Origin of the sequence: Blautia faecis, from assembly GCF_027662325.1 — a bacterium.
Taxonomy (GTDB): domain Bacteria; phylum Bacillota; class Clostridia; order Lachnospirales; family Lachnospiraceae; genus Blautia_A; species Blautia_A faecis.
This window is the reverse complement of the sequence record NZ_JAQDKY010000005.1, coordinates 72,252-95,224: the sequence shown is the minus strand read 5'-3', so window position 1 is coordinate 95,224 and position 22,973 is coordinate 72,252. Positions and strand designations below refer to the sequence as shown.

The 22,973-nt window shown below is 42.3% G+C and carries 22 protein-coding genes; 1 reads left to right on the top strand and 21 read right to left on the bottom strand.

Going from position 1 to position 22,973, the window contains the following annotated elements:
- Positions 1 to 123: 123 nt before the first annotated feature.
- On the top strand, positions 124 to 792 hold the full coding sequence (locus PGQ38_RS04290) for a DUF6198 family protein (protein ID WP_204452202.1): 669 nt from the start codon (positions 124 to 126) through the stop codon (positions 790 to 792).
- A 21-nt stretch (positions 793 to 813) separates the two neighbouring features.
- On the opposite strand, the gene PGQ38_RS04285 is transcribed toward PGQ38_RS04290, so the two are convergent.
- From PGQ38_RS04285 to PGQ38_RS04185, 21 genes are all read right to left on the bottom strand, one after another.
- Positions 814 to 2,112, bottom strand: coding sequence for a serine hydrolase (locus tag PGQ38_RS04285; RefSeq protein ID WP_204452204.1), 1,299 nt, complete (start codon positions 2,110 to 2,112; stop codon positions 814 to 816).
- Between the two features lie 266 nt (positions 2,113 to 2,378).
- Positions 2,379 to 3,362, bottom strand: coding sequence for a transglutaminase domain-containing protein (locus PGQ38_RS04280; protein ID WP_173769109.1), 984 nt, complete (start codon positions 3,360 to 3,362; stop codon positions 2,379 to 2,381).
- A gap of 34 nt (positions 3,363 to 3,396) precedes the next feature.
- Positions 3,397 to 3,621 (bottom strand): acyl carrier protein, encoded by a 225-nt coding sequence (locus tag PGQ38_RS04275; RefSeq protein WP_118578418.1) that lies wholly within the window; start codon positions 3,619 to 3,621, stop codon positions 3,397 to 3,399.
- Entirely contained in the window at positions 3,605 to 4,825 is a 1,221-nt protein-coding gene (locus PGQ38_RS04270) for a diaminopimelate decarboxylase family protein (protein WP_173769108.1), read from the bottom strand. The genes PGQ38_RS04275 and PGQ38_RS04270 overlap by 17 nt, the downstream gene beginning before the upstream one ends.
- The gene (locus PGQ38_RS04265; RefSeq protein WP_270430874.1) at positions 4,826 to 6,343 is read right to left on the bottom strand and encodes an amino acid adenylation domain-containing protein; all 1,518 of its coding nucleotides are present in this window, start codon (positions 6,341 to 6,343) and stop codon (positions 4,826 to 4,828) included.
- The gene (locus PGQ38_RS04260) at positions 6,340 to 7,314 is read right to left on the bottom strand and encodes a hypothetical protein (RefSeq protein ID WP_173769107.1); all 975 of its coding nucleotides are present in this window, start codon (positions 7,312 to 7,314) and stop codon (positions 6,340 to 6,342) included. The genes PGQ38_RS04265 and PGQ38_RS04260 overlap by 4 nt, the downstream gene beginning before the upstream one ends.
- Positions 7,301 to 8,812, bottom strand: coding sequence for an MBOAT family O-acyltransferase (locus PGQ38_RS04255; protein WP_204452206.1), 1,512 nt, complete (start codon positions 8,810 to 8,812; stop codon positions 7,301 to 7,303). Before PGQ38_RS04255 ends, PGQ38_RS04260 begins: the two co-directional genes overlap by 14 nt.
- Positions 8,813 to 8,928: 116 nt before the next feature.
- Positions 8,929 to 9,693: a hypothetical protein gene (locus tag PGQ38_RS04250; RefSeq protein ID WP_173715561.1), complete on the bottom strand. Its 765-nt coding sequence runs from the start codon at positions 9,691 to 9,693 to the stop codon at positions 8,929 to 8,931.
- Positions 9,694 to 9,731: 38 nt separating this feature from the next.
- On the bottom strand, positions 9,732 to 10,484 hold the full coding sequence (locus PGQ38_RS04245; RefSeq protein ID WP_173715560.1) for a transglutaminase domain-containing protein: 753 nt from the start codon (positions 10,482 to 10,484) through the stop codon (positions 9,732 to 9,734).
- A gap of 20 nt (positions 10,485 to 10,504) precedes the next feature.
- A complete protein-coding gene (locus tag PGQ38_RS04240) occupies positions 10,505 to 11,143 on the bottom strand; it encodes a hypothetical protein (protein WP_173715559.1) in 639 nt (212 codons plus the stop codon).
- A 51-nt stretch (positions 11,144 to 11,194) separates the two neighbouring features.
- Positions 11,195 to 12,220, bottom strand: a complete 1,026-nt coding sequence (locus PGQ38_RS04235; protein WP_173715558.1) for an N-acetylmuramoyl-L-alanine amidase family protein — start codon at positions 12,218 to 12,220, stop codon at positions 11,195 to 11,197.
- 193 nt (positions 12,221 to 12,413) lie between these two features.
- Positions 12,414 to 12,611, bottom strand: a complete 198-nt coding sequence (locus PGQ38_RS04230) for a hypothetical protein (protein WP_173718665.1) — start codon at positions 12,609 to 12,611, stop codon at positions 12,414 to 12,416.
- Positions 12,612 to 12,677: 66 nt separating this feature from the next.
- Positions 12,678 to 14,147 carry a stage IV sporulation protein A gene (gene spoIVA / locus PGQ38_RS04225; protein WP_204452207.1) on the bottom strand — a complete coding sequence of 490 codons (1,470 nt, stop codon included), beginning with the start codon at positions 14,145 to 14,147 and terminating at the stop codon, positions 12,678 to 12,680.
- Between the two features lie 154 nt (positions 14,148 to 14,301).
- Positions 14,302 to 15,990, bottom strand: coding sequence for a [FeFe] hydrogenase, group A (locus PGQ38_RS04220; protein ID WP_118578428.1), 1,689 nt, complete (start codon positions 15,988 to 15,990; stop codon positions 14,302 to 14,304).
- Between the two features lie 12 nt (positions 15,991 to 16,002).
- The gene (locus PGQ38_RS04215; RefSeq protein ID WP_270430873.1) at positions 16,003 to 17,874 is read right to left on the bottom strand and encodes an NADH-quinone oxidoreductase subunit NuoF; all 1,872 of its coding nucleotides are present in this window, start codon (positions 17,872 to 17,874) and stop codon (positions 16,003 to 16,005) included.
- Complete coding sequence (locus tag PGQ38_RS04210; RefSeq protein ID WP_148462597.1) at positions 17,871 to 18,350, bottom strand: complex I 24 kDa subunit family protein; 480 nt, start codon at positions 18,348 to 18,350, stop codon at positions 17,871 to 17,873. Before PGQ38_RS04210 ends, PGQ38_RS04215 begins: the two co-directional genes overlap by 4 nt.
- A 293-nt stretch (positions 18,351 to 18,643) precedes the next feature.
- Positions 18,644 to 19,618, bottom strand: coding sequence for a GTP 3',8-cyclase MoaA (gene moaA, locus PGQ38_RS04205; protein ID WP_195699332.1), 975 nt, complete (start codon positions 19,616 to 19,618; stop codon positions 18,644 to 18,646).
- Positions 19,611 to 20,039 (bottom strand): MOSC domain-containing protein, encoded by a 429-nt coding sequence (locus PGQ38_RS04200; protein ID WP_270413834.1) that lies wholly within the window; start codon positions 20,037 to 20,039, stop codon positions 19,611 to 19,613. The genes moaA and PGQ38_RS04200 overlap by 8 nt, the downstream gene beginning before the upstream one ends.
- Before the next feature lie 223 nt (positions 20,040 to 20,262).
- Positions 20,263 to 21,117, bottom strand: a complete 855-nt coding sequence (locus PGQ38_RS04195) for a bifunctional 5,10-methylenetetrahydrofolate dehydrogenase/5,10-methenyltetrahydrofolate cyclohydrolase (protein WP_118578432.1) — start codon at positions 21,115 to 21,117, stop codon at positions 20,263 to 20,265.
- 125 nt (positions 21,118 to 21,242) lie between these two features.
- Positions 21,243 to 21,872 (bottom strand): cyclodeaminase/cyclohydrolase family protein, encoded by a 630-nt coding sequence (locus tag PGQ38_RS04190; RefSeq protein ID WP_118578433.1) that lies wholly within the window; start codon positions 21,870 to 21,872, stop codon positions 21,243 to 21,245.
- Positions 21,873 to 21,982: 110 nt separating this feature from the next.
- Positions 21,983 to 22,973 (bottom strand): formate--tetrahydrofolate ligase (locus PGQ38_RS04185; protein WP_270430871.1); only part of this gene is annotated, 991 nt, incomplete at its 5' end.

The window sequence follows — 22,973 nt, the reverse complement described above, 5'->3', positions numbered from 1 at the left end:
TTCGTAACTATACTATAAATTTTCGTGATATTCAGTTGTTATAACAACAAATCTGTTTTTTATTGCATTTTTTCACATCCGTAGTATAATATGCAGGAATCAACATGACAGGAGGCTTTTCACTTGAATACACAAACTACACAAAAATCTCTCCCAATCTACCGGGGAGAGCTTGCACTTCTTCTTGCGGTTGCCATCAACAGCTTCGGCGTTGTCCTTATGCTCTATTCCGGGACAGGAATTTCCGCTATTTCCAGTGTTCCCTACGCTTTTTCCTGCGTCTTTCCGAAGATAAGCCTTGGAACATGGACCTACATATTTCAGGGACTTCTGGTACTGGCGCTGATGATCCTGCGGAAAAAATTCGTAGTCCAGTATCTATTCAGCTTCGTAGTAGGATTCGTTTTCGGGGAGCTGCTTGATGTACATGAATTATGGATAAATGTTCTTCCTACAGCAATTGGCTGGAGAATTTTTTATTTTATTGCAAGCTACATTTTGATCTGTATTGGAATCGCTATTTCCAACCGCTGCAAAATGCCTATTGTCCCTACTGACCTTTTCCCAAGGGAACTGTCCCAGATCACTTCTGTGGCATATCCAAAAATCAAGATCAGCTTCGATGTAATCTGCCTGATTATCACTGCTGCCCTCACCGGATTCGGTCTCGGGCATATCAAAGGACTTGGAATTGGTACCGTTGTAGCCGCCTTTACCATGGGAAAAGGCGTCGGAATCGCAGGGAACCGGTTGGATAAACATATGGACTTTACCCTGTTTCTTGCGAAATAGCAGGATTTTATACATACTAATTTAATTCAGGCGCTCATATACCATACCGGATATTTCCTTTATCCCATTAATTCCTGTATATTCGCCAGCTCGTGCAAACACAACAATCACATAATCTGTCTTTTTTCCATATACAATCGCCGCATCATGCTGATAGCTGTCTGTCTCCCCGGTCTTATTTCCAGACTTAACGCCTGAGGGGAGACCTGCAGGAATTTTATACCGCCTTTCCTGCGCCAGCAGAAGATTTAGCATCTGGTTCGAATACTTACGCGAAACTGCCTGGTTTTTATAAATCTTTTCCAGCAATTTTCCTACATCTTTAGCAGAACTTCTGTTACTCCCAAGACCATCCCGCTGATAACTACTGCTGCTGGGATGAAGGGTGTGATGCACTCCGGTACTGGTATATCCTTTCTTTTTCAGGTAATTATTAATATAATTACATCCGGAAGTAAAACTGCCCTGTCCTACAGTCCGAACCAACTCATTGTAGCTCTCATTGTCACTGATTGTTATCATGCTGTCCAAAAGACCGTTCACATAGCTGTTAAGACTGATTTTTTTCTCTGCAGCACCGGCATAAACAGCTTCCATCACAAAAAGCTTGATCACACTTGCCGGATACATGCTGGTCTCATTTATGGAAAGGACATCTCCTGTTTTTAAATCTTTCACATAAACAGACCAGTTCCCACTGTATCCTTTCAGTTTTTCATTTATTTTTATTCTCAGTTTGCTTAACTTTACCTCTTCCTTCGCGCATTTTTTCCCTTCTGCATCTACATACAAGGTGCCGGAAATCTTGCGGTTTGTGGCAATTGTGCCATGCTCCGTCAGATAATAACCTTTGTACCAGCGGTTTGTATACAATTTTCCATTTTTGTTCAGGGCGAGCTTCTTTCCCTTAAACACAATCCAACCAGCCGTCTGTTTCAGCCGTCCGGCTGTTTTCCCAAAATAATAAGAGCCTTTAAAGCGTGTAGTCCCAATTTTCGTATCAAGAGCATGAAATTTTTTCCTTTTGTCTATTCGTCCATCTGTCCAAAAATAATAATAACCACTGGCAAGTCCCACATTGGATGGAATTGAAAGATATGCGATTCTTTCCGTCCCTTTCTTATTCTTCATCTGAATGGATGTAGACTGAAGATACCATTGATCTTTCTTTTTTACAAGTTTAGCCTTGTACTCGTTATTTACTTTTACTGTCCAGCTGTTCTTTGTGGCAGCCTCTGTCTGTAATGTTGGTGAGATAATAAGAAGTCCACATGAAAAAGCAATTCGCACAACCCAGACTTTCCATTTATGTATTACCATTCTCTTTCCTATTTTTCTTTTCCCCTATAACTTCAATGCAAAACAATTAATGCAGAAAGTAATTTTCGCGTCTGCACACCCCAATTTATTAACAAATTTGTCTGAACGCTCTCATCAAGTTGCAACCTAATGAATTTTTGTATACGCAAAGAGCGGAAAAGAAATAATGCATATCTTCTCTTCCGCTCTACATGATGTCAGATATTTAATTATTCAAAGCCCTCTTCAAAATGCTTCACATTTCGCCGATGTGACGTATCCGTCAATTATGACGCAAATCTCACAATGCTCTTAATCTGATGATTGATGTCGTAGCTGCTGCTTCCGTATACACCTCTGTACCATCCTGCAAACTGTGCCTCCGGATCATAGTAGCATCCGTCAATAATGACCCAGCCATGACTGGTAAGGCCATCTGCTGCACCATCTCTGGTACCGGATACACGTCCAAGAACTACATAAGGATTATAGCCAATCTCTCTTGCCATTGCAGCAAAGGTGCAGGCAAAGCCATAACAGTCACCGCCACCTGAAACCAGCATATTGTATGCTACCTCTCGCTGCCAGCCTTTTTTATTAAAGTCTGGCCAGTAGCCGGAATAGTAGAAATTACTGCTGCTGGTAAGATAACACCAGCAGGCATACAGCTTCTGGGATTTACTCATCCCCGGATTGGTGATCCTGGAAATAACATTCATAAGCTCTATTTTTAGTTTTGCATTTACATCGTTATCTGCATATCCCTTGCGGTTAAAGGTAACATTGGAAACTGTTTTATTCTTGGTAAGACGACCTTTTACATCGCCCCGGTAAAGACGGTTTCCAAGTTTAAAGAATCCAACATATGCATGACCCTTTGTGTCTACATAATAGGATGTCTTTCCTACTTTTACAATTTTGGCCTTAGTGGGACGAATCAGTTTGCCTTCCAGATTAAATACATATATGTATTTACCAATTCTTTTCCCACCTGTAACCGCCTTTCCGTTCGCGTCAAAATAGTAACGGTTTTTGTGAATGGTTTTCCATTTATTTTTCAGTTTATTACCCTTTTTGTCGTAATAAACATATTTCTTTCCTTCTTTTACAAGACCTTTCTTTCTAGCCGGTGCTGCCGTAGGCTGAACCGGAACTGCAGTCACAGTTGGAGCTGCAGTCACCTCTGGGGTAATTTCAGAAGCCTGGGCAGGTACGCATACAGCCATAATACTGATTGCTATAACTGCCAGAAATTTGCTTATCTTTCGCATACTCTTTCTCTCCCAATAAATCAGTCTCTTGTAATCAGCCCTTCAGACGGCAAACCATCTCCCAAAGAGCAGCTGCTGAGTTAAAGTTCTCCGGTACGATATCAGCCGGTGTAATGGTGATATCAAATTCGTCCTGAAGCTCGCTGACAATAGATAAAATTGCGAAGGAATCAAGAATTCCATCATCGATCAGTGTCTCACAGGTTTCATAATCCGCATCTGGCTGGATTTCCTCAAGAATTTCAATTAATTTGTCCATTTTTCATTTCCTCTCTTTCCGAATTAAATTCATCTGTGTGTAATGCCTCCCGAACCAAAGTAAGACATCCCTTATGCCAGAAATAAATTCTTGGCATCGGTCTGCTCAGGAATAAATAAATTCCCTCTGTCACGGAATATGCACCTACACGTTCAAATATGAGCATATCACTAATCTGTGGTTTTTTCAATGGAAAAAGCTTTACGATCACATCACTTACAGTGCAAAGCGAACCGCATAAATTCCACTGTTCCTCATCACCCTCTGTGCGTATATTTCCCGTATGATCGGTCTGTATGCAATGAGGCAGCTTCATAGCCATCGCCTGGCCATAATAATTCAGATGATTAATACCGCCATCCACAATAGCATAATTCTGACCATGATTCACCTTCATATCCACGATAGAGGTAATATAATAACCACACAGATAGGTAAGATACCGTCCCATCTCCAGTATTACATTTCCTCCAAAGGTAAGATTATCCAGAAGCCTTCCAAAGCCACCCAGAAGCTCCTCAACAGACTCTTCCTTATCCTTCACAAAATAAGGCGCAAACAATCCCGGTCCGTACTCAAGCTCCTCTGCCTGATATCCATAATCTTTCTTAAGCTCGTTCAGAAAGGCATCCAGACTTTGAAGCTCCTTTTCCATCTGTGAAAGATTTTTCTTCTGAGTACCTGAATAGAACTGAAGTCCCAAAATGTGAAGTGCAGTATACTCCTGGCGCCTGGAAATAATCTTGCGAATATCTTCTTCATCCACGCCAAACTGATTGCCACTGGTCACACGGATCAACACATCAATCGTCAGCCCCAGTTCTCCCGCTATCCTCTGCAAATTCTTCAGATGCTCCAGAGATTCTACTGTATATACTCCCTTTCCACCGTATGTTTCAAGTACATATCGAATATCAGAAGGATTTTTATATACACCTGAAAGCACGATCTTTTCCATTGGAACAGAGACACGCTCACAAATGCGAAATTCTCCAGGAGAGCATACTTCGAAAAGATCTACATGCTTCATCATTGGTCTTGTAAGAAAAGGATTGGCCTTCATGGCATAGCAGACTCTCGCTTTACCTGCAAGCAACTCCTTAATCTTATTTACATGTACAGCCAAAGCATCCAGATCAAATACATAGGAAGGCGTAGGATTCTTATCTTCTATAAATTTCTGCAAAAAATTATAATCCGCCATTTATCTTCCCTCCTGATATCTGGCTGTCAGCTCTTTCCTGTCAATCTTGCCATTCTTTGTAAGAGGCATAGTATCCACTTGGACAAATACATTCGGCACCATAAAGTTTGGTACATATTTCACAAGGGAACGTGACAGCTGCTTACGATCGATATCACCCTCATAAAAAGCAACGATTTTATTTTTTGCCTGATCGTAAATACACAGACTTCTTCGAATCTCAGGAAGTTTATCCATTGCTGTCTCAATCTCACCAAGCTCAATTCTATGTCCCATATGCTTAATCTGGAAGTCCTTACGTGTAGCGAAGCAAAGCTCCCCGTTTTCATTGTAGAAAGCAAGGTCTCCTGTACGGTAAATAGGCTCCAGATATCTGTCATTCAAAGGGTTCTGAACAAATGCCTTCTTTGTCTGTTCAGGATTTCTATAATAGCCAAGTGCAAGCGCACTACCTGCCACACAAATCTCACCGTTTATCCTCTTTTCTTTAACCAGATGATCTTCTTCATCCAGAAGGAAGACTTTTTCGTTAGGAAAGGCTTTCCCCATTGGAAGCACATCTCCCGGTTCAAAGTCTCTGTCAACAATATAATATGTACAATTACAGGTAATCTCTGTAGGACCATAAATATTTACAAACATAGTATCTGGAAGATATTTTCTCCAGATATTAAGATGCTTAATAGGCATAACCTCTCCAGAGAACAAAACCTTTTTAATCTTGTCTGGCACCTTATAGGTAAAACCATTCAGGGTACTGATAATGCACATAGCAGACACAGCCCATACGATCGTGGTAACCTCTCTCTCAACCAGAAAATCAAGAAGATTCTTAGGAATAGAAAAATACTGTTTGGGAATGATCTGCACAGTGGCCCCGGTTTTCAGGCCTGAATAAATATCCTTTACAGAAACATCAAAGTCCCATGGTGCCTGATTTCCCATTACATCTTCGCCTGTAATATGAAACAGCTCTGTAAAACAGTCAATAAAATCAATTACAGAACGATGCCCCACAACAACACCCTTTGGAACTCCTGTGGATCCCGATGTAAAAATGCCGTAAAGCGGATCTGTATCTAATGCCTGATCTCGAATACTCTTCAGAACAAAACTGTCTTCTGGTGTTTTTTCCAGTTCCTCAGTAAGAAGAATTGTTCCCTTAAATTCCAGCTTTTCCAGATCCTTCTGGTACTTACTGGAAGTAACAATCACATTACTGTCAAGAATATCCAGAATCTGCGAAATTCTTGCAGCCGGCTGCTTAGTATCAAGAAGCACATAGAAACATCCAGCATAAACAGCCCCCATAAACATACCTATGGTATCCACACTTTTTTCCATAAAAACCGGCACCGGATTTCTCGGAGCAAAATGTTCTGCAAGGGCAGTCCCAACTCTTCTTGCCCGGAGGCGTAATTCCTCAAATGTACATGTAGCGTCAAGATCTGCAAATGCTGTTTTGTCCGGATATCTGGAAGCAGAACTTTCAAGATATTCCAAAATACTTGTTATCATACACCCTCTCCTTTCAGAATATTAGCCAGAACCTTAGAATACTCCTTTGCAGCATTTCCATTCATATGACCATCAAAATCCGTATAGTCTGAAAGATCATGGGAAAATGCTTTAAAATACTGGGTATTAAAGTTCAGATATGTTACTTCATGCTCATCAAAATACTGTCCAAAGTATTTCCATGCAGCATTATAGTTATCGCTATATGCCTGTAAGGTATTAATAGGAATCGGCGTAGTTACTGCGACAAACTGGATATCATTTTCCCTGCAAAAATCGATCAGCCGTCCAAGATATTCCATATTCTGAGGGTTTACCTGTTCCTCCTCAAAGAGCTTCAAATCCTTCATTTTCAGCTTGGTAGTATCCACCGGATACCTCTCGATAAGACCGCTTTCGTGGTACTCCTGGGTATCACTTTTCAGATGGGCAATATCGTAATCCTTATTCCATTTCTGAGTGAAGGTTTCTTTCACCTTGCTAAGCTCATATCCAAGAGAATACTCATACCAGGGAAACAAAACAGTGCGGAAATTGCATTTTGCAATAGAATTCCAGAAGTATTCAACCTTAGCTTTTGAAAATGGAAACTCATGATAAAATAATAGATAGTTATTTCCCTCTTCTTTCTCAGAAACAAAATATCCCGGATCTACCTCATAAATGATTCTTGCAGGCTTCTGTTTCTCTGCAATCAGTCTGGCAATATAATAGGCATCAATTCCATATTCTCCCCCTACACATACATTATGACCGCTTCTGCCTGTGATTTCCTCCATCACAGCCGGATCGATATCTGTCATTCCATGGGATGTTCCAAGAATAATGTCATCATATTGGTTACTTACCACTGCATGAATGTCATTTCTCATAAAGGTACAAGGATAAAGAGCCATATCCAATCCAGCAAGAAGCGTCACACACACAGCAACCACTACTATTGTTTTTATAATTTTCTTAAAATTGTGCATAAATAAAACCTCTCGCTACTGCTGTGGAACCGAACAAACCTATGGATATCAGCATGCAAAAATAAATGGCAACTGTAACAGGAAGAGGAAGCCTGGCAAGAGATTCCCGAATCTTCACGCCACGTTCTTGAAGGAGACTTATCACAAATAATATTACACAGCCAACAGCTATAATCACAAGAGCATATGGAGTAAAAGAAGTCCCCTGTTTACCTGCCGGAATCAAAAGCAGCTGGGCCGGAGCAAATTGTGTGATAGACTGCTTCATCATATGAAATGCCTGTCTAACGCTGTCTGCCCTATCAAAGTACATACTGATCACAACCAATACAAAAGTACGGATTACAGTGAACAGATAATACCAGGTTTCCTTACCGGAAATGTGAAGCTTCTTTTTCCATTTACGGTAATTCTCTGCCATAAGTCCGCTGAAGGCAATAATAATACCATTATACATACCGTATACAATATATTTCCACGCAGCGCCATGCCATACGCCTACAACGAAGAATACGATCAGATTGGCCACGCAGATAGGAAGGGTGCGGCCAATTTTCTTGCCAAACACCTTTTTGCCCCATTTTCCAAATTTACCCATCCAGCCGGATAAGGTCACCGGGTAAAAAACATAATCCTTCATCCAGGTTCCAAGAGTGATATGCCAGCGATGCCAGAAATCCGTGATAGATACAGCAAAAAATGGGCGCTTGAAGTTTTCATCCAGTTTAATTCCAAACATAGAGGCAATACCGATCACAACATCCATTCCTCCAGAGAAATCTGCGTAAAGCTGGATCGTATAAAACAAAACTCCAAGAAGTGCCACCCCGTTATACTTTGCCGGATCTTCAAAAATAGCATCTGCAAAAGCAGCGGCCCAGTCCGCAAGGATCATTTTCTTAAAAAAGCCCCAGAGAATCCGCTCAAAACCTCTGATTATATTATTTCCCTCAAACCTGTGTTCAGCATAAAGCTGATCTGCCAGGCGGCTATATCTGCCGATAGGTCCCTGCAGAATCTGAGGGAAAAAGGATACGAACAATGCGTATTTCAACGGGTGTCTCTCTGCCTTGCATCTTTTCCAGTATACATCAAGAAGATAGCCTGAGGACTGGAATGTATAGAAGGAAATTCCAAGGGGAAGCAATAGCTGTATCCCTCTCAGATTCAAATGCAGCAATGCATTGATATTTTCTAATGCAAAGTTGGTGTACTTGACGATTCCAAGCATACCAAAGTTAAGAATCAGACCAAGAATCAGAAGTTTCCTGGCACCCTTATGGTTTTCTTTTCCTTCTGCTTTTTCAATAAGAAGAGCCATCAGCCAAGTGACAAGTGTGGAAAAAAGAATGAAGACAACATAACGTGGACCACCTGCTATGTAATAGAAATAACTGAAAATAAGAAGAACGATCCACTGAGATTTACGGGGCACTATATAGTAAATCAATATACTTGCCGCCACAAAAAGTAAAAACAGGTTAGATACTAACGACATATTTTTCTCCTAAATCGGACAAGAGCTCCCCACTGCTTTTCTCAGTGCAAGAGCCCTGTCCTGTATTAATTCTTCTAGATATCTGTCCATTACGACAGACACTGCTTTGCCCCAAATCAGCCTAAGAGACCATTATCAAGACATCCATCGCCACCATCTTCACCACCACTGTAGTCATCACCGCCGCTATAATCTTCTCCACTATAATCGTAAGAATAATCATTGCTGTCATAGGATTCAGCCGGCTGGGAAGCTGCTGCCTGTGCCGCTGCTGCATCTGCTGCAGCTTGATCTGCAATTGCTTTCTCAGTATCGTAGGTAGTCTTCTTTTCTTTTGTGCTTTTCAGCTTATAAGTACCATACACGATTCCGTCCTTCTCACGTATCGTAAGTGTTCGAAGATCTTCCAGAACGATTCCGTGAACATCTGCTGATGTTCCATCCTCAAAGGTAATACGCATATCGTATGTAGGAGCTTTATCCTCTGCGGTTTCGTCTGTATTCTCTTCTGCATTCTCTTCAGTTTCCTTAGAAAAATAAATTCTCTTTTTTTCTTTTAATTCAAAGGAATCATCCTCTTCCATCATATTTTCAGTAAATTCTGTCTCATCAGCAGTCTTGATCGCAAGTCCGATAATCTTCTTAGAGGTAGCATTTCTCAGTTTAAATGCTATACAACCATCCTTCTTCTCACCAACTGTCTTTAAATTTTCTTTCTTCTTAGCAGTAGTATCTTTATCTTCTGCTTCCGTTTCCTCTGTTTCTTCTTCCTCATCAGAATCCGCAGCAGCTGCATCCGTACTCTCAGCTGCAAAACAGCTTACCGAGGATGGTACAGCCAATACTCCCACTAATAATGCCATTAATAGTTTTTTCTTCATTCAAAACATCTCCTTAATCCTATTATTTTAACTTGTAGTTAACAAGAAATTCGTTTTACTTTCTTAAGATTGTATTTATAAAGTCCAAAACCTTTACCCAACATTTTATAAGTAAACTTATATCCACTATGATGTTTTACATTACTATTCCGATATGTATATGCAAAGTTTGGATCATACGCATAAACTGTTTTGCCTATTTTAATTTCACACCAACCATGAGCGCCATTCTTACCATTTGCCTGCGGAACAGTTCCTTTTACCATCTTTACATTTTTATAGCCTTTTACCTTCGCCATCATACAGAAGGTTGCAGCCATAACATAGCAGTCGCCTTTACCATTTTTAAATCCGTAGGTTGCATAATATTCAACCTGATTCTGTCCTTTTTTCGGCTTTCCTACGCTTCCCCAGTATTTAATCTTGGTGGAGCTCCACTTGAAAGCTTTCTTAAGGTCTCCCCCACACTTATCAAGGCGTGCACCAGCCAGTCCCTCTGCTGTGGATACTAAAGTAGCAACACCTTTTTTGTCGATGCGGTAATACTTCTTTTTGACTTTATAACCATATTTATTCTTAACCAGCTTGCCGTTTTTATAGCAATAGGTTTTACCCTCATTTACAAACAGTCCATTCTTCGGAGGCTGAGCCGGAGTTGGAGTAGGAGTAACTACCTCAGTTGTCTGTGCTGGTGTTATGTTGGTTTCGCCCTCTGCAAATACAGGGGTAACCATTGTAAGTGTCATAGTAAGGGACAGCACTGCTGCCATTGTTTTAGTAAACTTTCTCATACTTATTCTCTCCTGATATTTTATCGTGCCTGAACACCATATACGATTTCTCCGCCAGTTGTCTTCTTTCCAAGCTGTACGAAAATGTTAGCATAGGTTAATTTAAGATCTTTACTGATACCTGTCATACAGCTGGAAAGTGTTTTGGTCTTGGAAGGTCTGCCAAGAAGCTTACGAAGGACTGCTCCATCTGCCATGTACTTGCTTGCCGCCTTCAGCTGGTTACTTTTCTTTGCGACACGGACACCCTTCTTGTCAAAGTAGTAAGGAGTACCCTTAGCATCTGCATATACGCCTTTTTTCACTTTAAAGCCATTTCTGTCAAATCCGTAGTATTTCTTTCCAATCTTTTTTACTACAATATTCTTCTTACAGCCAGATACCTTCGGGGCAGCGTAAGCAACGCCATTCTTACCAAAATACTGCTTTTTGTCTGGACTCCAGCAATTCTTCTGCATCACACCATTCTTATAAAAATAAGTCCTGGAGCCTTTCTTAACGATACCATCCAGAAGTGCTGGTGTAGGAGTAGCAACCGGAGTTTCAACAGCAGATGTCACATTATTACTGCTGTCTACAGCCTCGGCATTTACAATTACCGGTATCTGGAGCATAAATGCACACATGGCTGGAAGAAGTAATTTTTTCCATTTTCTCATTTCTTGATTCTCCTTTTATAAATATTATATTTTTAAAGCAGACAGACTGCCTTAAAACTTCACCTTTGATCGCACTGAATAAGCGAAATGTGTAGAAGCACCAAACAGTGGTCCCATGTTATCATAATATAATCCGTCGATCATTACGAATCCATGGTCTCCTGTAGTGGCGATCACATAAGGCTCATAGCCCAATACCCTGGCACATGCTGCTACTGCACTTGCAATTCCATAACAGCTTCCGGCAAGATTATTATCGAACATATAGATTGCCGACTGATATGGCCAGGTCTGAGTCTTAAACTCTGCATCTGTAGGATTGATCCATGGTTTAAAATCAGTATATCCCATCAAATAGTTAAAACAGATTCTAAACTTCTGACTATTGGACATATTAGGGGAGGTATGCTTTTCAACAAATTTTTTCGCCTTACGCATACATTCTGCTTTCAGAGAAGAAACCCTTATTGCAACACCATCTGAATTGATCTCGTACTCTTTGCCTTTAATCTTATAGCTTATTTTATTCCTGATCAAAACACCCTTGGAATTAAAATAGTATTTCTTATTATGGATAGTCTTCAGACCGGTTACACGATAACCCTTTTTGCCTATATAGTATTTCCGTCCTTTTACTGTCAACCATCTGCCAGCTGGTACAGGCGTACCATTCTTACGTATATAGTAAAACTGTCCATTATCCTTTACCCATCGTTTCGAGGCAAGGACACCGTTAGATAAATAATAGCGTTTCTTCTGCTTAAAGGTCTGCCATCCGGAATAACGAATACCACCTTTCTGAAGATAATATTTCTTACCCTGGATCGTAACCCATCCAGACTGCTGAAGGAAACTACCATCCTCCTGCCTCCACTGGTATCCCTTTTCCACAGATACCCAGCCAGGTTTCGGCTCGGGCTGAGCACTTTCATTCTCATCTCTTATCTCGGCTCCGGTCTCCTGGGAAACAGTTCCTGTCAGATTATCCACTGCAGGCTCTGCATATACCAGCTGTAAGGGCTCAATAGCAAGTGCAGCTGTTATTAACAAAATCAGCACACGACCTCTCTTCTTCATATAATTCTCCCCTTCCACTTGATACCTCATTATATCGCATTACTTTATTTAATTGTAAAAGCAGTTTTCCATATTATAACAAAATCGAGTATAATTTTCCACTTTTAGAGCGTAGAATGTATAAAATTAACTTTTTCGTAAAGACTTTTATATAAACTTTACAAGGAGGTTTTTATGTTGCCTGTAATTTTACTTATTGTTTTATTTTTTGCGTTGCAGCTGCTTGTACTTTTCTGTTGTGTTGCGGCGGGAAATGATCCTTATTCACAGTTTCTTTCAGACGAGGAACAGGTGGAATATCTGGCGCGCTGGAAAAAAGAACATGGATATAAATAATCTTTGATAAGGAAAGGGAAGCACCACAGTTTTCCGTATATTGGTAAGTACCCATAAAGTATTTTCATATATGAAAAAAAGGCAGTGCTTATAACAATACTGCCTTTTTTCATAAAAATCCCTATATGATAATACACACAAGACCGCCTTTACTGTCATTTACGATTTTCTGCATGGTATCCTGAAGCTTCACCTGGCTTTCCTCTCCGATCATGGTCAGCTTGCTGCGGATGCCATCCTGTACCAGCTGTTCAATGGATTTTCCGAAAATATTCGTCTCCCAGATGCTCTCTCCTCTTGCATCGCTTTCTCCAATATAAGTAATCAGGTCTTTTGCCTGCTGCTCCGTACCTACGATCGGAGCAATTTCAGTTTCAATATTTGCTTTGATCATATGAATAGACGGACTCTTTGATTTAATTTTCACACCATATTTATTTCCCTGGCGGATCACAGCCGGCTCTTCCAGCTGAATCTGGGAAAGCTCTGGTACAACTACACCATAACCGCTGCTATTTACTGCATCCAGTGCATCTTTAACCTTTACATACTTTTCCTTCATTGCAGCAAGCTCCTTCATCGTATGGATCAGCTCATACTCACTTTCCATGGGAATTCCACTCATATCGCTAAGCATCTTATAGTAATATTTATCATCTATCTGAAGCCGTATCTGAATGGTTCCATCAGAAAGACCTACGTGATCCAGAAGAGTATCCTGTACATAAGGACCTTCCAGTTTTACCGATTCCCTGGTAACATCACGAATGTGTAAAAGCTTCTTCATGCACACTTTGATCTGGGAAAGGATCTGGCTTTTCAATTCGCTGTCTGCAGGCAGCATTTCCACCCATTTGGGAATAAAAAACTGCAGCTGGGTAATGGGAAATTCATATAGGATTTTTTCCAGGAGCAATGCGACATCTTCTTTTTTCAACTGCTCACAGTTAACCGCAATAACTGGTACCTGGTACTTCTTCTGAAGCCCGTTAACCATCTGAGTGGTTTCTTCTTTATAGGGAAACTGAGAGTTTACTACAATGAGAAATGGCTTTCCCTGTGTTTTCAATTCAGCCACAGTCTGTTCCTCGGCCGGAACAAAATTTTCCCTTGCTATTTCTCCAAAGCTTCCATCGGTGGTGATCACAAGACCGATCGTAGAATGTTCCTGGATAACCTTTTCTGTTCCTGCTTTTGCAGCTTCATGAAAGGGGATTGCCCTGGAAAACCAGGGTGTTTTTACCATCCTCTCTTTACCATCCTCAACGTTTCCTCCAGCATCCTTTACAAGAAAACCAACACAATCGATAAGCCGCACTTTCGCCTTCCTGTCTTCGCCAAGATCAACTGATACAGCTTCTTTTGGGATAAATTTGGGTTCCACAGTTGTGATCATTTTTCCGGAACCACTTAATGGAAGCTGGTCCCTGACCTCTTTCTGCATTTTTTCATCCATTCCGGGCAAAGCCACCAGTTCCATAAATCTGCGGATAAATGTTGATTTTCCTGTACGAACAGGGCCTACAACGCCTATGTATATATCGCCTCCGGTTCTAGCCTGTATATCACGGTAAACCTGAAAATTTTCCATACAAAAAAGCCCTCCTGCCTGATTATTTAAAGGTCTGCAAGATTTGTTTACAGCGTAATGCTTATATTCTTCCTCTAAATAATATGCAGTCGGGCTTTTTATTATACCAGTCTTAATTATTCTCTGGAGCGTGTCCAGCTACTATACATCAGCATCAATAGAAATCATTGTGGAGCAGTTTGTGCTCTTTTCCTTTGAGCAGTCCCTGATACAGTTCCAGAACCATAGGGTTCTCATCGGATTTCTTGATCAGCATAGTATTGTCAGCATTATACAAACCTTTCGCTCTTGCAGCTTTGGTTCTGTCACCGGCCCGTACCGGCTGGCCACCGCCCATAATACAGCCACGGCGGCATGCCATTACTTCAATGAGATGATAGTTTGCTTCGCCGTTCTTTACACGTTCCATAACGGTTCTTGCATTTGCAAGACCACTGGCCACACATACATTGATATCCATTCCCTTGTATGGAACTGTGAATTCTTTGATTCCTTCATCTCCACGGACACCACACTCAGAAATCTCCCGCATGGTCTCCTTGGAATGATCCGGGCTTAAGCGGCGTAGAACCGCCTCTGTAACACCGCCGGTAACACCAAAAATAACGCCTCCGCCGGAGCCAAATCCAAATGGCATATCACATGCTTCAGGCTCTAACTGTGCAAAATCAAGGCCAAAGTTATCGATCATGCGCAGCAGCTCTGTGGTTGTAATTACAATATCCGTATCCTGTTTCTCATCAGTAAAACTGTTCGGACGGATTGCCTCAGCCTTCTTGGCTGTACATGGCATAATAGATACCATAACGGTCTTTTTACCCTTGGCATTCTCCGGATCACGGAAGTATTCTTTAATAACTGCAGACATCATTCCCTGTGGGGATCTACAGGTAGACAAATTCGGGATATAATCCTTATACTGGTCTGTAATAAATTTCACCCATGCAGGGCAACAGGAGGTAAGAAGTGGAAGTTTCTCCCCCTTCTCAACTCTTTTTAGAAATTCTGCTGACTCCTCCATAATAGTAAGATCGGCGCTGAAAGTAGTATCATAAATCTCGTCAAATCCCATTCTGTGGAGTGCATTGACAATTTTGCCCATTACGCTCCGTCCCTTCGGAAGACTGTAATGATCACCTACCGCAACACGAACTGCCGGCGCAATCTGTGCTACTACACGTACATCAGGATCTGCAAGAGCTTCCCAGACTTCATCCATATGCGTCTTAATGGAAATGGCACCTGTCGGACAATATACACGGCACTGTCCGCAGTTTACACACTGGGTTTCTGCGATTTTCTTATTAAACGCAGGAATTACAATAGCCTCTGTTCCACGGTATGCAAAGTTCAATGCTCCGATTCCCTGAAGCTCCTCGCAGGCACGGACACAGTCACCACAGAGGATACATTTGTTCGGGTCACGGATCAGAGATGGTGAACTGTCATCAATCTCATACTGCTCTCTTGTATTCTGAAAACGGATGTTATGTACTCCAAGACGGTGAGCCAGCTCCTGAAGCACGCATTCTCCACTCTTTACACAGGTTGTACAGTCACGGCAATGTGCTGCGAGAAGCAGTTCCACAATCAGTTTCCTGTATTTTTTGATCTTACCTGAATTTGTATAAATTACCATTCCATCCCTTGGCTCCTCAGAACAGGAAGCGAAGGTTCTTCCTCTGTCATCCTCTACTGTACACAGACGACAGGCTCCAAAAGTGGAAACCTCTGAGTGATAACAAAGTGTAGGAATATTAATGCCTGCCTTGCGGATTACGGTCAGGACATTTTTTTCATCTGTAAATTCGACTTTTCTGCCGTCAATCGTCATTGTACCCATAATCTGTCCTCCCTACATTTCCACATATATTGCATCAAAGTTACAGTTATCCTTACAACTGCCGCACTTGATACATACATCATTATTAATATGATAAGGTGATTTGATCTTGCCGGAAATTGCCCCGGCAGGACAGTTCTTGGCACATTTTCCGCAGCCAATACAGAATTCCGGATTAATGTGGAACTGACGGAGTGCTGTGCATACCTTTGCCCGGCACTTCTTGTCCCGGATATGCTCTTCGTATTCCTCGCGAAAACGCTTCATGGTACTGAGGACAGGAAGAGGTGCACTCTTTCCAAGTCCGCAAAGAGCCATGCTCTGAACCATTTTGGCAAGCTCTTCCAGCTCGTCAAGATCAGACATCTCCCCATTGCCTGCTACAATCTTCTCCAGGATCTCCAGCATACGCTTGGTACCCTCACGGCATGGAACGCATTTTCCACAGCTCTCCCGCTGGGTAAAGCTCATGAAGAAACGGGCAACTTCTACCATACAGGTATTCTCATCCATGACAACAAGACCGCCTGATCCCATAATAGCATCAAGCTTCTTTACAGAATCAAAATCAAGAGGAGCATCCAGCTGGTCTTCTACAAGACATCCGCCAGATGGTCCGCCAATCTGAACGCCTTTAAATGCAGCACCGCTCTTCAGACCGCCGCCAATATCATAAATAATCTCACGAAGTGTTGTTCCCATTGGAACTTCAATAAGACCTGTATTCTCAATTGCTCCGGTCAGTGAGAAGGTCTTGGTTCCCGGGCTTCCCTCTGTTCCGATGGTGTGGAACCAGTCAGCACCCTGTATGATAATCTTCGGAACATTTGCGTAAGTCTCAACGTTATTTAATACAGTCGGCTTGCCCCACAGACCTTTCTCAACAGTACGAGGTGGTTTTACACGAGGCATACCTCTGTTTCCCTCAATGGAAGAGGTAAGGGCAGAACCTTCACCACATACGAAAGCTCCTGCACCACGATTAATATGCAGATGGAAATTCACACCGCTGCCAAGGATATGATCTCCAAGGAGACCATATTTCTCAGCCTGGGAAATAGCAAGACGAAGTCTGGCTACGGAAAGAGGATACTCTGCACGAACATATATGTATCCGTTCTCAGCGCCAACTGCGTAAGCGGCAATGATCATGCCCTCGATCATCTTATACGGATCGCCTTCCATAACGGAACCATCCATAAATGCTCCCGGGTCACCCTCATCACCGTTACATACTACATATCGAGTTTTCTCAGCCTGTCTGGCTACCTGAGACCACTTCTTGCCTGCCGGGAAGCCGGCACCTCCGCGTCCGCGAAGACCAGATCTGGTAACTTCATCAATTACATCCTGGGGAGTCATCTCTGTAACTGCCTTGGCAAGAGCAGAAAAACCGCCTGCTGCAATATATTCGTCAATGGATTCCGCGTCAATCTTACCACAGTTTTCAAGAACGATCCTAGTCTGACGGTTAAGGAACGGGATATCCTCAGGCTTCGGACAGACTTCATCTCCATGGCGGTAAAACAGACGATCTACAGGATGTCCAAGGCGTACAGTTCGCTCCACGATCTCCAGACAGTCCTCTTCCTGAACATGTACATACTGATATCCGTATGGTTCAATCCTTACAAGCGGTCCCAGCTCGCAAAGACCCTGACAGCCAGTCTTGATAACGCCTACGTGAGGGATATCTTTCTGCATTTCAATCTCTACACCATCGATACCTTCACAGAGTCTTACCATCTCATCATAGATCTTCTGAGCACCGGAAGCCATACATCCGGTACCGGAACAGACAAGAACACGGCATGTGAAGTTCTGGATATTCTGTTCGATCTCAGCTTTTTTGCTTTGCAGCTCTTCTTTACTGTTAATCCTCATCCGTTCTCACCTCTCAATCTGTTAATAAGCTCTACTACCTTCTCCGGTGTCATCTTGGCATGCACTTCTTCATTCACCATACAGGTGGGAGCAAGCCCGCAGGCACCAAGACAGGATACGGTCTCTACAGTGAACATCATATCATCTGTGGTATGCTTCTTATTGCTTAATCCCAGTTCTTTCATGAATGCTTCTTTAACCGGGATTGACTTTCTTACATGACAAGCTGTGCCATCGCATACCTTGATAATGTACTTTCCTTTCGGTTCAAAAGAAAAGTTCTCATAAAAGGTTGCAACACTGAAGGCCTTCGCTTCAGTAACGCCGATCTGTCCGGCTACGTAGGTCAGAAGTTCTGCAGGCAGGTACCGATATTCCGCCTGGATATCCTGCATGATGGGGATTAATGAGGCAGCACACCGCTCATAATGCTCAATAATCTCATCTGCTTTCTTGTAATATGACTGATCTACCATTTTGTTAACCTCCTTACTTGCCAGATGCCTCCAGGTCTTTTGTCCCCGTCCTCCAAAGCTTCCGGCTTTGCGTATTTTTTAACAGACATGACTATTTTGTAATGAAATTATATATTTTTTTGTTCATTTTGGCAAGTAAATATGAATAAGTTTATTAATTAACAATATTTTTGCACAATTTTGCATCTGGAATTATATTGAAATATACAAAAAGCCGGATTGCATAAGTTGTACAAGTAATACAACATGCAAATCCGACTTTTCTAAGTCGTGTTTTCTTTTGTTTTTCAAAATCATCCACCGATTTGAGCCATGATGTGGGATTCTTCGTTTCCCTTCTTATGTTCCTGAAAATTGTGGCCTACAGGCTTTTCATAAATAACTTTTTCTATCGTTTCTTTAAGTATCCCATCAGAACAACCACTTCGAAGCAAAACCTTCAGATCTGCTCCGTCCTCAAATTGCAGGCAGCCTTTCAGAAATCCGGTAGAAGTAAGCCTTACCCGGTTGCAGCTGTCACAGAATTTGTGGGACAGAGCACTGATAAATCCGATCCTGCCTGTAAACTCCTCCAAGGTATAATAATGACAGGGGCCATTTCCAAGTTTCTCTTCCGTCGGTGTCATTAACCCGTATTCCTTCTCCAGAACAGCCTTTATCTGTTCCTCTCCCCTGGCTGTAAACTCCTTGCCCAGACCGATTGGCATCATTTCAATGAAACGCACATGAAGAGGATTCTCCCTTGCAAGAGCTGCCACCTGTAAAAGTTCCTCGTCCGACTGAAAAGTGGGGACACAGTTCAGTTTCACTTTCAGGGAAGGGTAAGAAAGTGCTGCCCTAAGTCCCTTTAAAACCTGGTGAAAATCGTCCCTGCGGGTGATTTTGCGAAATGTGGTTTCTTCTAAAGTATCCAGACTGATGTTTACAGCATCCAGACCGGCCTCCATCAGTCCCGGAAGCTGTTCTCCCAAAAGGATTCCGTTGGTGGTCAGTGTAACCTGACAGATCCCTGGAATGGCTTTCAGTTCTTTTACTAATGGGGTGCAGATTCTGCGGACAAGAGGCTCTCCTCCTGTCAGTTTGATCCTGGAAATCCCAAGTTCACTGGCTGCCTTACAGATTCTCACGATTTCATCTGTATTCAGAAGTTCTGTCCTTGGAATCTGACGGATTCCATCTTCCGGCATACAGTAGATACAGCGGAGATTGCACCTGTCTGTCAAAGATATCCGCAGATAGTCAATATTTCTTCCGTATCTGTCAAGCATAAACCATTTCATCTCCCTCAGAGATCATACCGCCTTTGATTACTCTGGCAAAAACACCTTCGCGGGGCATAATGCAGTCTCCCATGATTTTGAAAATCTCGCAGCCGTTGTGACACTGCTTTCCAATCTGCGTGATTTCCAGAATCACATCGTTGCATTTCAGACGGGTTCCTACTGGAAGGGTCTTAAAGTCAAATCCCTGTACGATCAGATTTTCCCCGAAAGCACCATCCTTTACTGGTGCGCCTTTCGCCTTAAATTCTTCTATTTTTTCATAAGACAGAAGGCTGACCTGACGGTGCCAGTTTCCTGCGTGGGCGTCATTCTCCAGTCCATAATTTTCAATCAGTTTTACAGTGTGCACATTGACCTTCTGAGTTCCTCTTTTAACACTGATGTTCACTGCCATCACTTTTCCCATAATGAGTTACCTCCATATATCTGTACCCTCTATAGTACAATATCTTACGGAGAAAAGCAAATTTTTTGTAATAGCAAAACAAACTTTTGCCGCAATAAGGATTTCAATAAAGTTTTCTGCAACAAAAAAACTCTCCAGTTTTTACCCTGAAGAGTTTTTCTTCCGCTTGTACACATGATGTACTTCAGGTACATCGTTCTATTAACTCTAAACCAATTAAATATTAAGCGTTCACTTTGCGCATAGCAGCCTCTACAACATGTCCAACCAGGACAGATGTTGTAACGCTTCCAACTCCGCCAGGAACTGGTGTAATAGCATCTACGATCGGCTCTACTGCTGCGTAGTCAACGTCTCCGCAGAGCTTACCTTCTGCATTTACGTTGATTCCTACATCAATAACTACCTGTCCTGCTTTTACATAATCAGCGCCAACAACGCCAGCACGGCCTGCTGCTACGATGATAATATCCGCTTCGCGTGCCACAGACGGCATATCCACTGTTCTTGTGTGGCAGATGGTTACAGTTGCGTTTTTCTTAACAAGCATCATAGCTGCCGGTTTACCTACAACAAGGCTTCTTCCGATTACTACTGCCTTCTTGCCTGTGCAGTCGATTCCGTAATGATCAAGGATTTCCATACATGCCTGTGGTGTACATGGCGGGAAACCGATCTTCTTGCCTGTAAAAACACCAGACATGGAAAGGTCTGTCATACAGTCAACGTCTTTCTCAGGAGCAAGTGCATTCTCGATCACAGCCTGATCCAGATGTTTCGGAAGCGGACGGAACAGAAGTACACCATGGATATGATCGTCTTTGTTTACCTTATCAATGACTGCAAGAAGCTCGTCCTGAGCAACATCCTCCGGAAGAAGAATTTTCTCACATGCAACGCCTAATGTCTCACAACGCTTTGTTGCACCTTTCTCATAGGAAATATCACTTGGATTCTCTCCTACACGGATAATGCAAAGTGTGGGGTTAACGCCTTTTTCCTGAAGAGCTGCCACATTGCCTTTGATACGCTCGTTTAATGCAGCAGTTACTTCTTTACCTAATAACTGTTTTGCCATTTTTAAGTAATCTCCTTATATTATGATAAATCCAGTCATGCTCATACCAGTTTCATGGTAATACAGCATTTCGAGACCGCCAAAAGGACTTACAGGATTTTGCTCCTGCCAGTTCTTTTCTATCTTTATTTCAGTCTTCCAAGTACGCTGTCAAATGTCTCGTCTGCAAGCTTGCAGTATTTTTCAAGCATTGCATCAGCCTTTGCATTTAATTCTTCCGCATACTCTCTGTCTGCCATGGACTTTGTGTTAATATAAACGTTCAGACTTGCACCTTTTAATGCAGCTTTGCAGAAGGTTGCAGCTACACCAGCGTCACTGATGGCAAGCTTGGAGCCTTTTGCAGCAAATTCCTTGATCAGGTCAAGTGCCTCACAACATTTCTCCATAATTTCCATAGGAACAGAGCAGGCATCTTTTAATACGATTGCCATAACTCTTGCTTTTTCAGCTTTCTCTTCTTCTGTTTCTTTCGGCATTCCATATGCTTTGGAAAGCGGCTCGAATACTTCAGCGTCACGCTCGATCAGACGAAGGAAATCTTTCTGAAGCTGGTCGCATTTACCTTTCAGCTCCCACATTTCTTCCTCAACATCAGCATATTTCTTCTTGCCAACAGTAAGGCTTCCTACCATGTTTCCAAGTGCAGTTCCCACAGCACCTACCAGTGCAGATGCTCCACCGCCGCCTGGAACCGGGGCTTTAGAAGCAAGAACTTCTACAAATTCTGTACATGTACTTGTTGAAAATCCCATTTTCATTGTCTCCTTAATCGTTCTTGTTCTTCACATCACAATATATATAAACTGTGTTTTTATGTGATCAGGCGAACACTTCCACCCGCCTGATCTTCACTTTCTTTTAATTAGAACAGACCTGTAATTTTACCAGTCTCGTCAACATCGATTTTTTCAGCTGCCGGAACTTTCGGAAGACCTGGCATAGTCATGATCTCACCTGTAAGAGCTACGATAAATCCTGCGCCTGCTGAAATCTTCAGATTACGAACAGTTACTTCGAAGTCAGTTGGAGCGCCAAGCTTGGTCTGGTCATCTGTTAAGCTGTACTGTGTCTTTGCAACACAGATCGGGCAGTTGCCAAATCCAAGAGTTTCCAGCTGTTTTGCCTGTTTCTGGGCATTTGCTGTAAGAACAACTTTCTTGCCGCCATATACTTTCTGAACGATCTGATTCAATTTGTCTTCAATAGATCCTTCAAGCTCATAAGAATATGAGAAATCATTTGGCTCCTCGCAGAGACGGATTACTTCCTCAGCAAGCTTCAGGCCGCCTTCGCCGCCCTTTGCCCATACTTCAGAAAGAGCAACATTAACACCAAGTTCTTTACATTTTGCTTCAACAAGATCAAGCTCTGCCTTAGTATCTGTCGGGAATGCATTGATTGCAACAACACATGGAAGTTTGTATACATTCTTAATATTGTCAACATGTTTCAGAAGGTTCGGAAGACCCTTCTCAAGAGCCTCAAGATTCTCATTATTCAGATCTGCCTTCGCAACACCACCGTTATATTTCAGTGCGCGGACAGTAGCAACGATTACAACAGCACTTGGGTGAAGATCTGCCATACGGCACTTGATATCAAGGAATTTCTCTGCACCAAGGTCTGCACCAAAACCAGCCTCTGTGATCGCATAATCAGCAAGCTTCAAAGCCATCTTGGTAGCTGTTACAGAGTTACATCCGTGAGCAATATTTGCAAATGGTCCACCATGAACAATTGCAGGTACATGCTCCAGTGTCTGAACAAGGTTTGGCTTCAGAGCATCCTTAAGAAGTGCGGTCATAGCACCTTCTGCATGAAGGTCACCTGCTGTTACAGGCTTCTGCTCTGAT

Excerpts from the sequence above, each read along its gene's own strand:
- PGQ38_RS04285 (WP_204452204.1), bottom strand. The coding sequence starts at position 2,112 with ATGGTAATACATAAATGGAAAGTCTGGGTTGTGCGAATTGCTTTTTCA.
- PGQ38_RS04280 (WP_173769109.1), bottom strand. The coding sequence starts at position 3,362 with ATGCGAAAGATAAGCAAATTTCTGGCAGTTATAGCAATCAGTATTATG.
- PGQ38_RS04275 (WP_118578418.1), bottom strand. The coding sequence starts at position 3,621 with ATGGACAAATTAATTGAAATTCTTGAGGAAATCCAGCCAGATGCGGAT.
- PGQ38_RS04270 (WP_173769108.1), bottom strand. The coding sequence starts at position 4,825 with ATGGCGGATTATAATTTTTTGCAGAAATTTATAGAAGATAAGAATCCT.
- PGQ38_RS04265 (WP_270430874.1), bottom strand. The coding sequence starts at position 6,343 with ATGATAACAAGTATTTTGGAATATCTTGAAAGTTCTGCTTCCAGATAT.
- PGQ38_RS04260 (WP_173769107.1), bottom strand. The coding sequence starts at position 7,314 with ATGCACAATTTTAAGAAAATTATAAAAACAATAGTAGTGGTTGCTGTG.
- PGQ38_RS04255 (WP_204452206.1), bottom strand. The coding sequence starts at position 8,812 with ATGTCGTTAGTATCTAACCTGTTTTTACTTTTTGTGGCGGCAAGTATA.
- PGQ38_RS04250 (WP_173715561.1), bottom strand. The coding sequence starts at position 9,693 with ATGAAGAAAAAACTATTAATGGCATTATTAGTGGGAGTATTGGCTGTA.
- PGQ38_RS04245 (WP_173715560.1), bottom strand. The coding sequence starts at position 10,484 with ATGAGAAAGTTTACTAAAACAATGGCAGCAGTGCTGTCCCTTACTATG.
- PGQ38_RS04240 (WP_173715559.1), bottom strand. The coding sequence starts at position 11,143 with ATGAGAAAATGGAAAAAATTACTTCTTCCAGCCATGTGTGCATTTATG.
- PGQ38_RS04235 (WP_173715558.1), bottom strand. The coding sequence starts at position 12,220 with ATGAAGAAGAGAGGTCGTGTGCTGATTTTGTTAATAACAGCTGCACTT.
- PGQ38_RS04230 (WP_173718665.1), bottom strand. The coding sequence starts at position 12,611 with ATGGGTACTTACCAATATACGGAAAACTGTGGTGCTTCCCTTTCCTTA.
- spoIVA (WP_204452207.1), bottom strand. The coding sequence starts at position 14,147 with ATGGAAAATTTTCAGGTTTACCGTGATATACAGGCTAGAACCGGAGGC.
- PGQ38_RS04220 (WP_118578428.1), bottom strand. The coding sequence starts at position 15,990 with ATGGGTACAATGACGATTGACGGCAGAAAAGTCGAATTTACAGATGAA.
- PGQ38_RS04215 (WP_270430873.1), bottom strand. The coding sequence starts at position 17,874 with ATGAGGATTAACAGTAAAGAAGAGCTGCAAAGCAAAAAAGCTGAGATC.
- PGQ38_RS04210 (WP_148462597.1), bottom strand. The coding sequence starts at position 18,350 with ATGGTAGATCAGTCATATTACAAGAAAGCAGATGAGATTATTGAGCAT.
- moaA (WP_195699332.1), bottom strand. The coding sequence starts at position 19,618 with ATGCTTGACAGATACGGAAGAAATATTGACTATCTGCGGATATCTTTG.
- PGQ38_RS04200 (WP_270413834.1), bottom strand. The coding sequence starts at position 20,039 with ATGGGAAAAGTGATGGCAGTGAACATCAGTGTTAAAAGAGGAACTCAG.
- PGQ38_RS04195 (WP_118578432.1), bottom strand. The coding sequence starts at position 21,117 with ATGGCAAAACAGTTATTAGGTAAAGAAGTAACTGCTGCATTAAACGAG.
- PGQ38_RS04190 (WP_118578433.1), bottom strand. The coding sequence starts at position 21,872 with ATGGGATTTTCAACAAGTACATGTACAGAATTTGTAGAAGTTCTTGCT.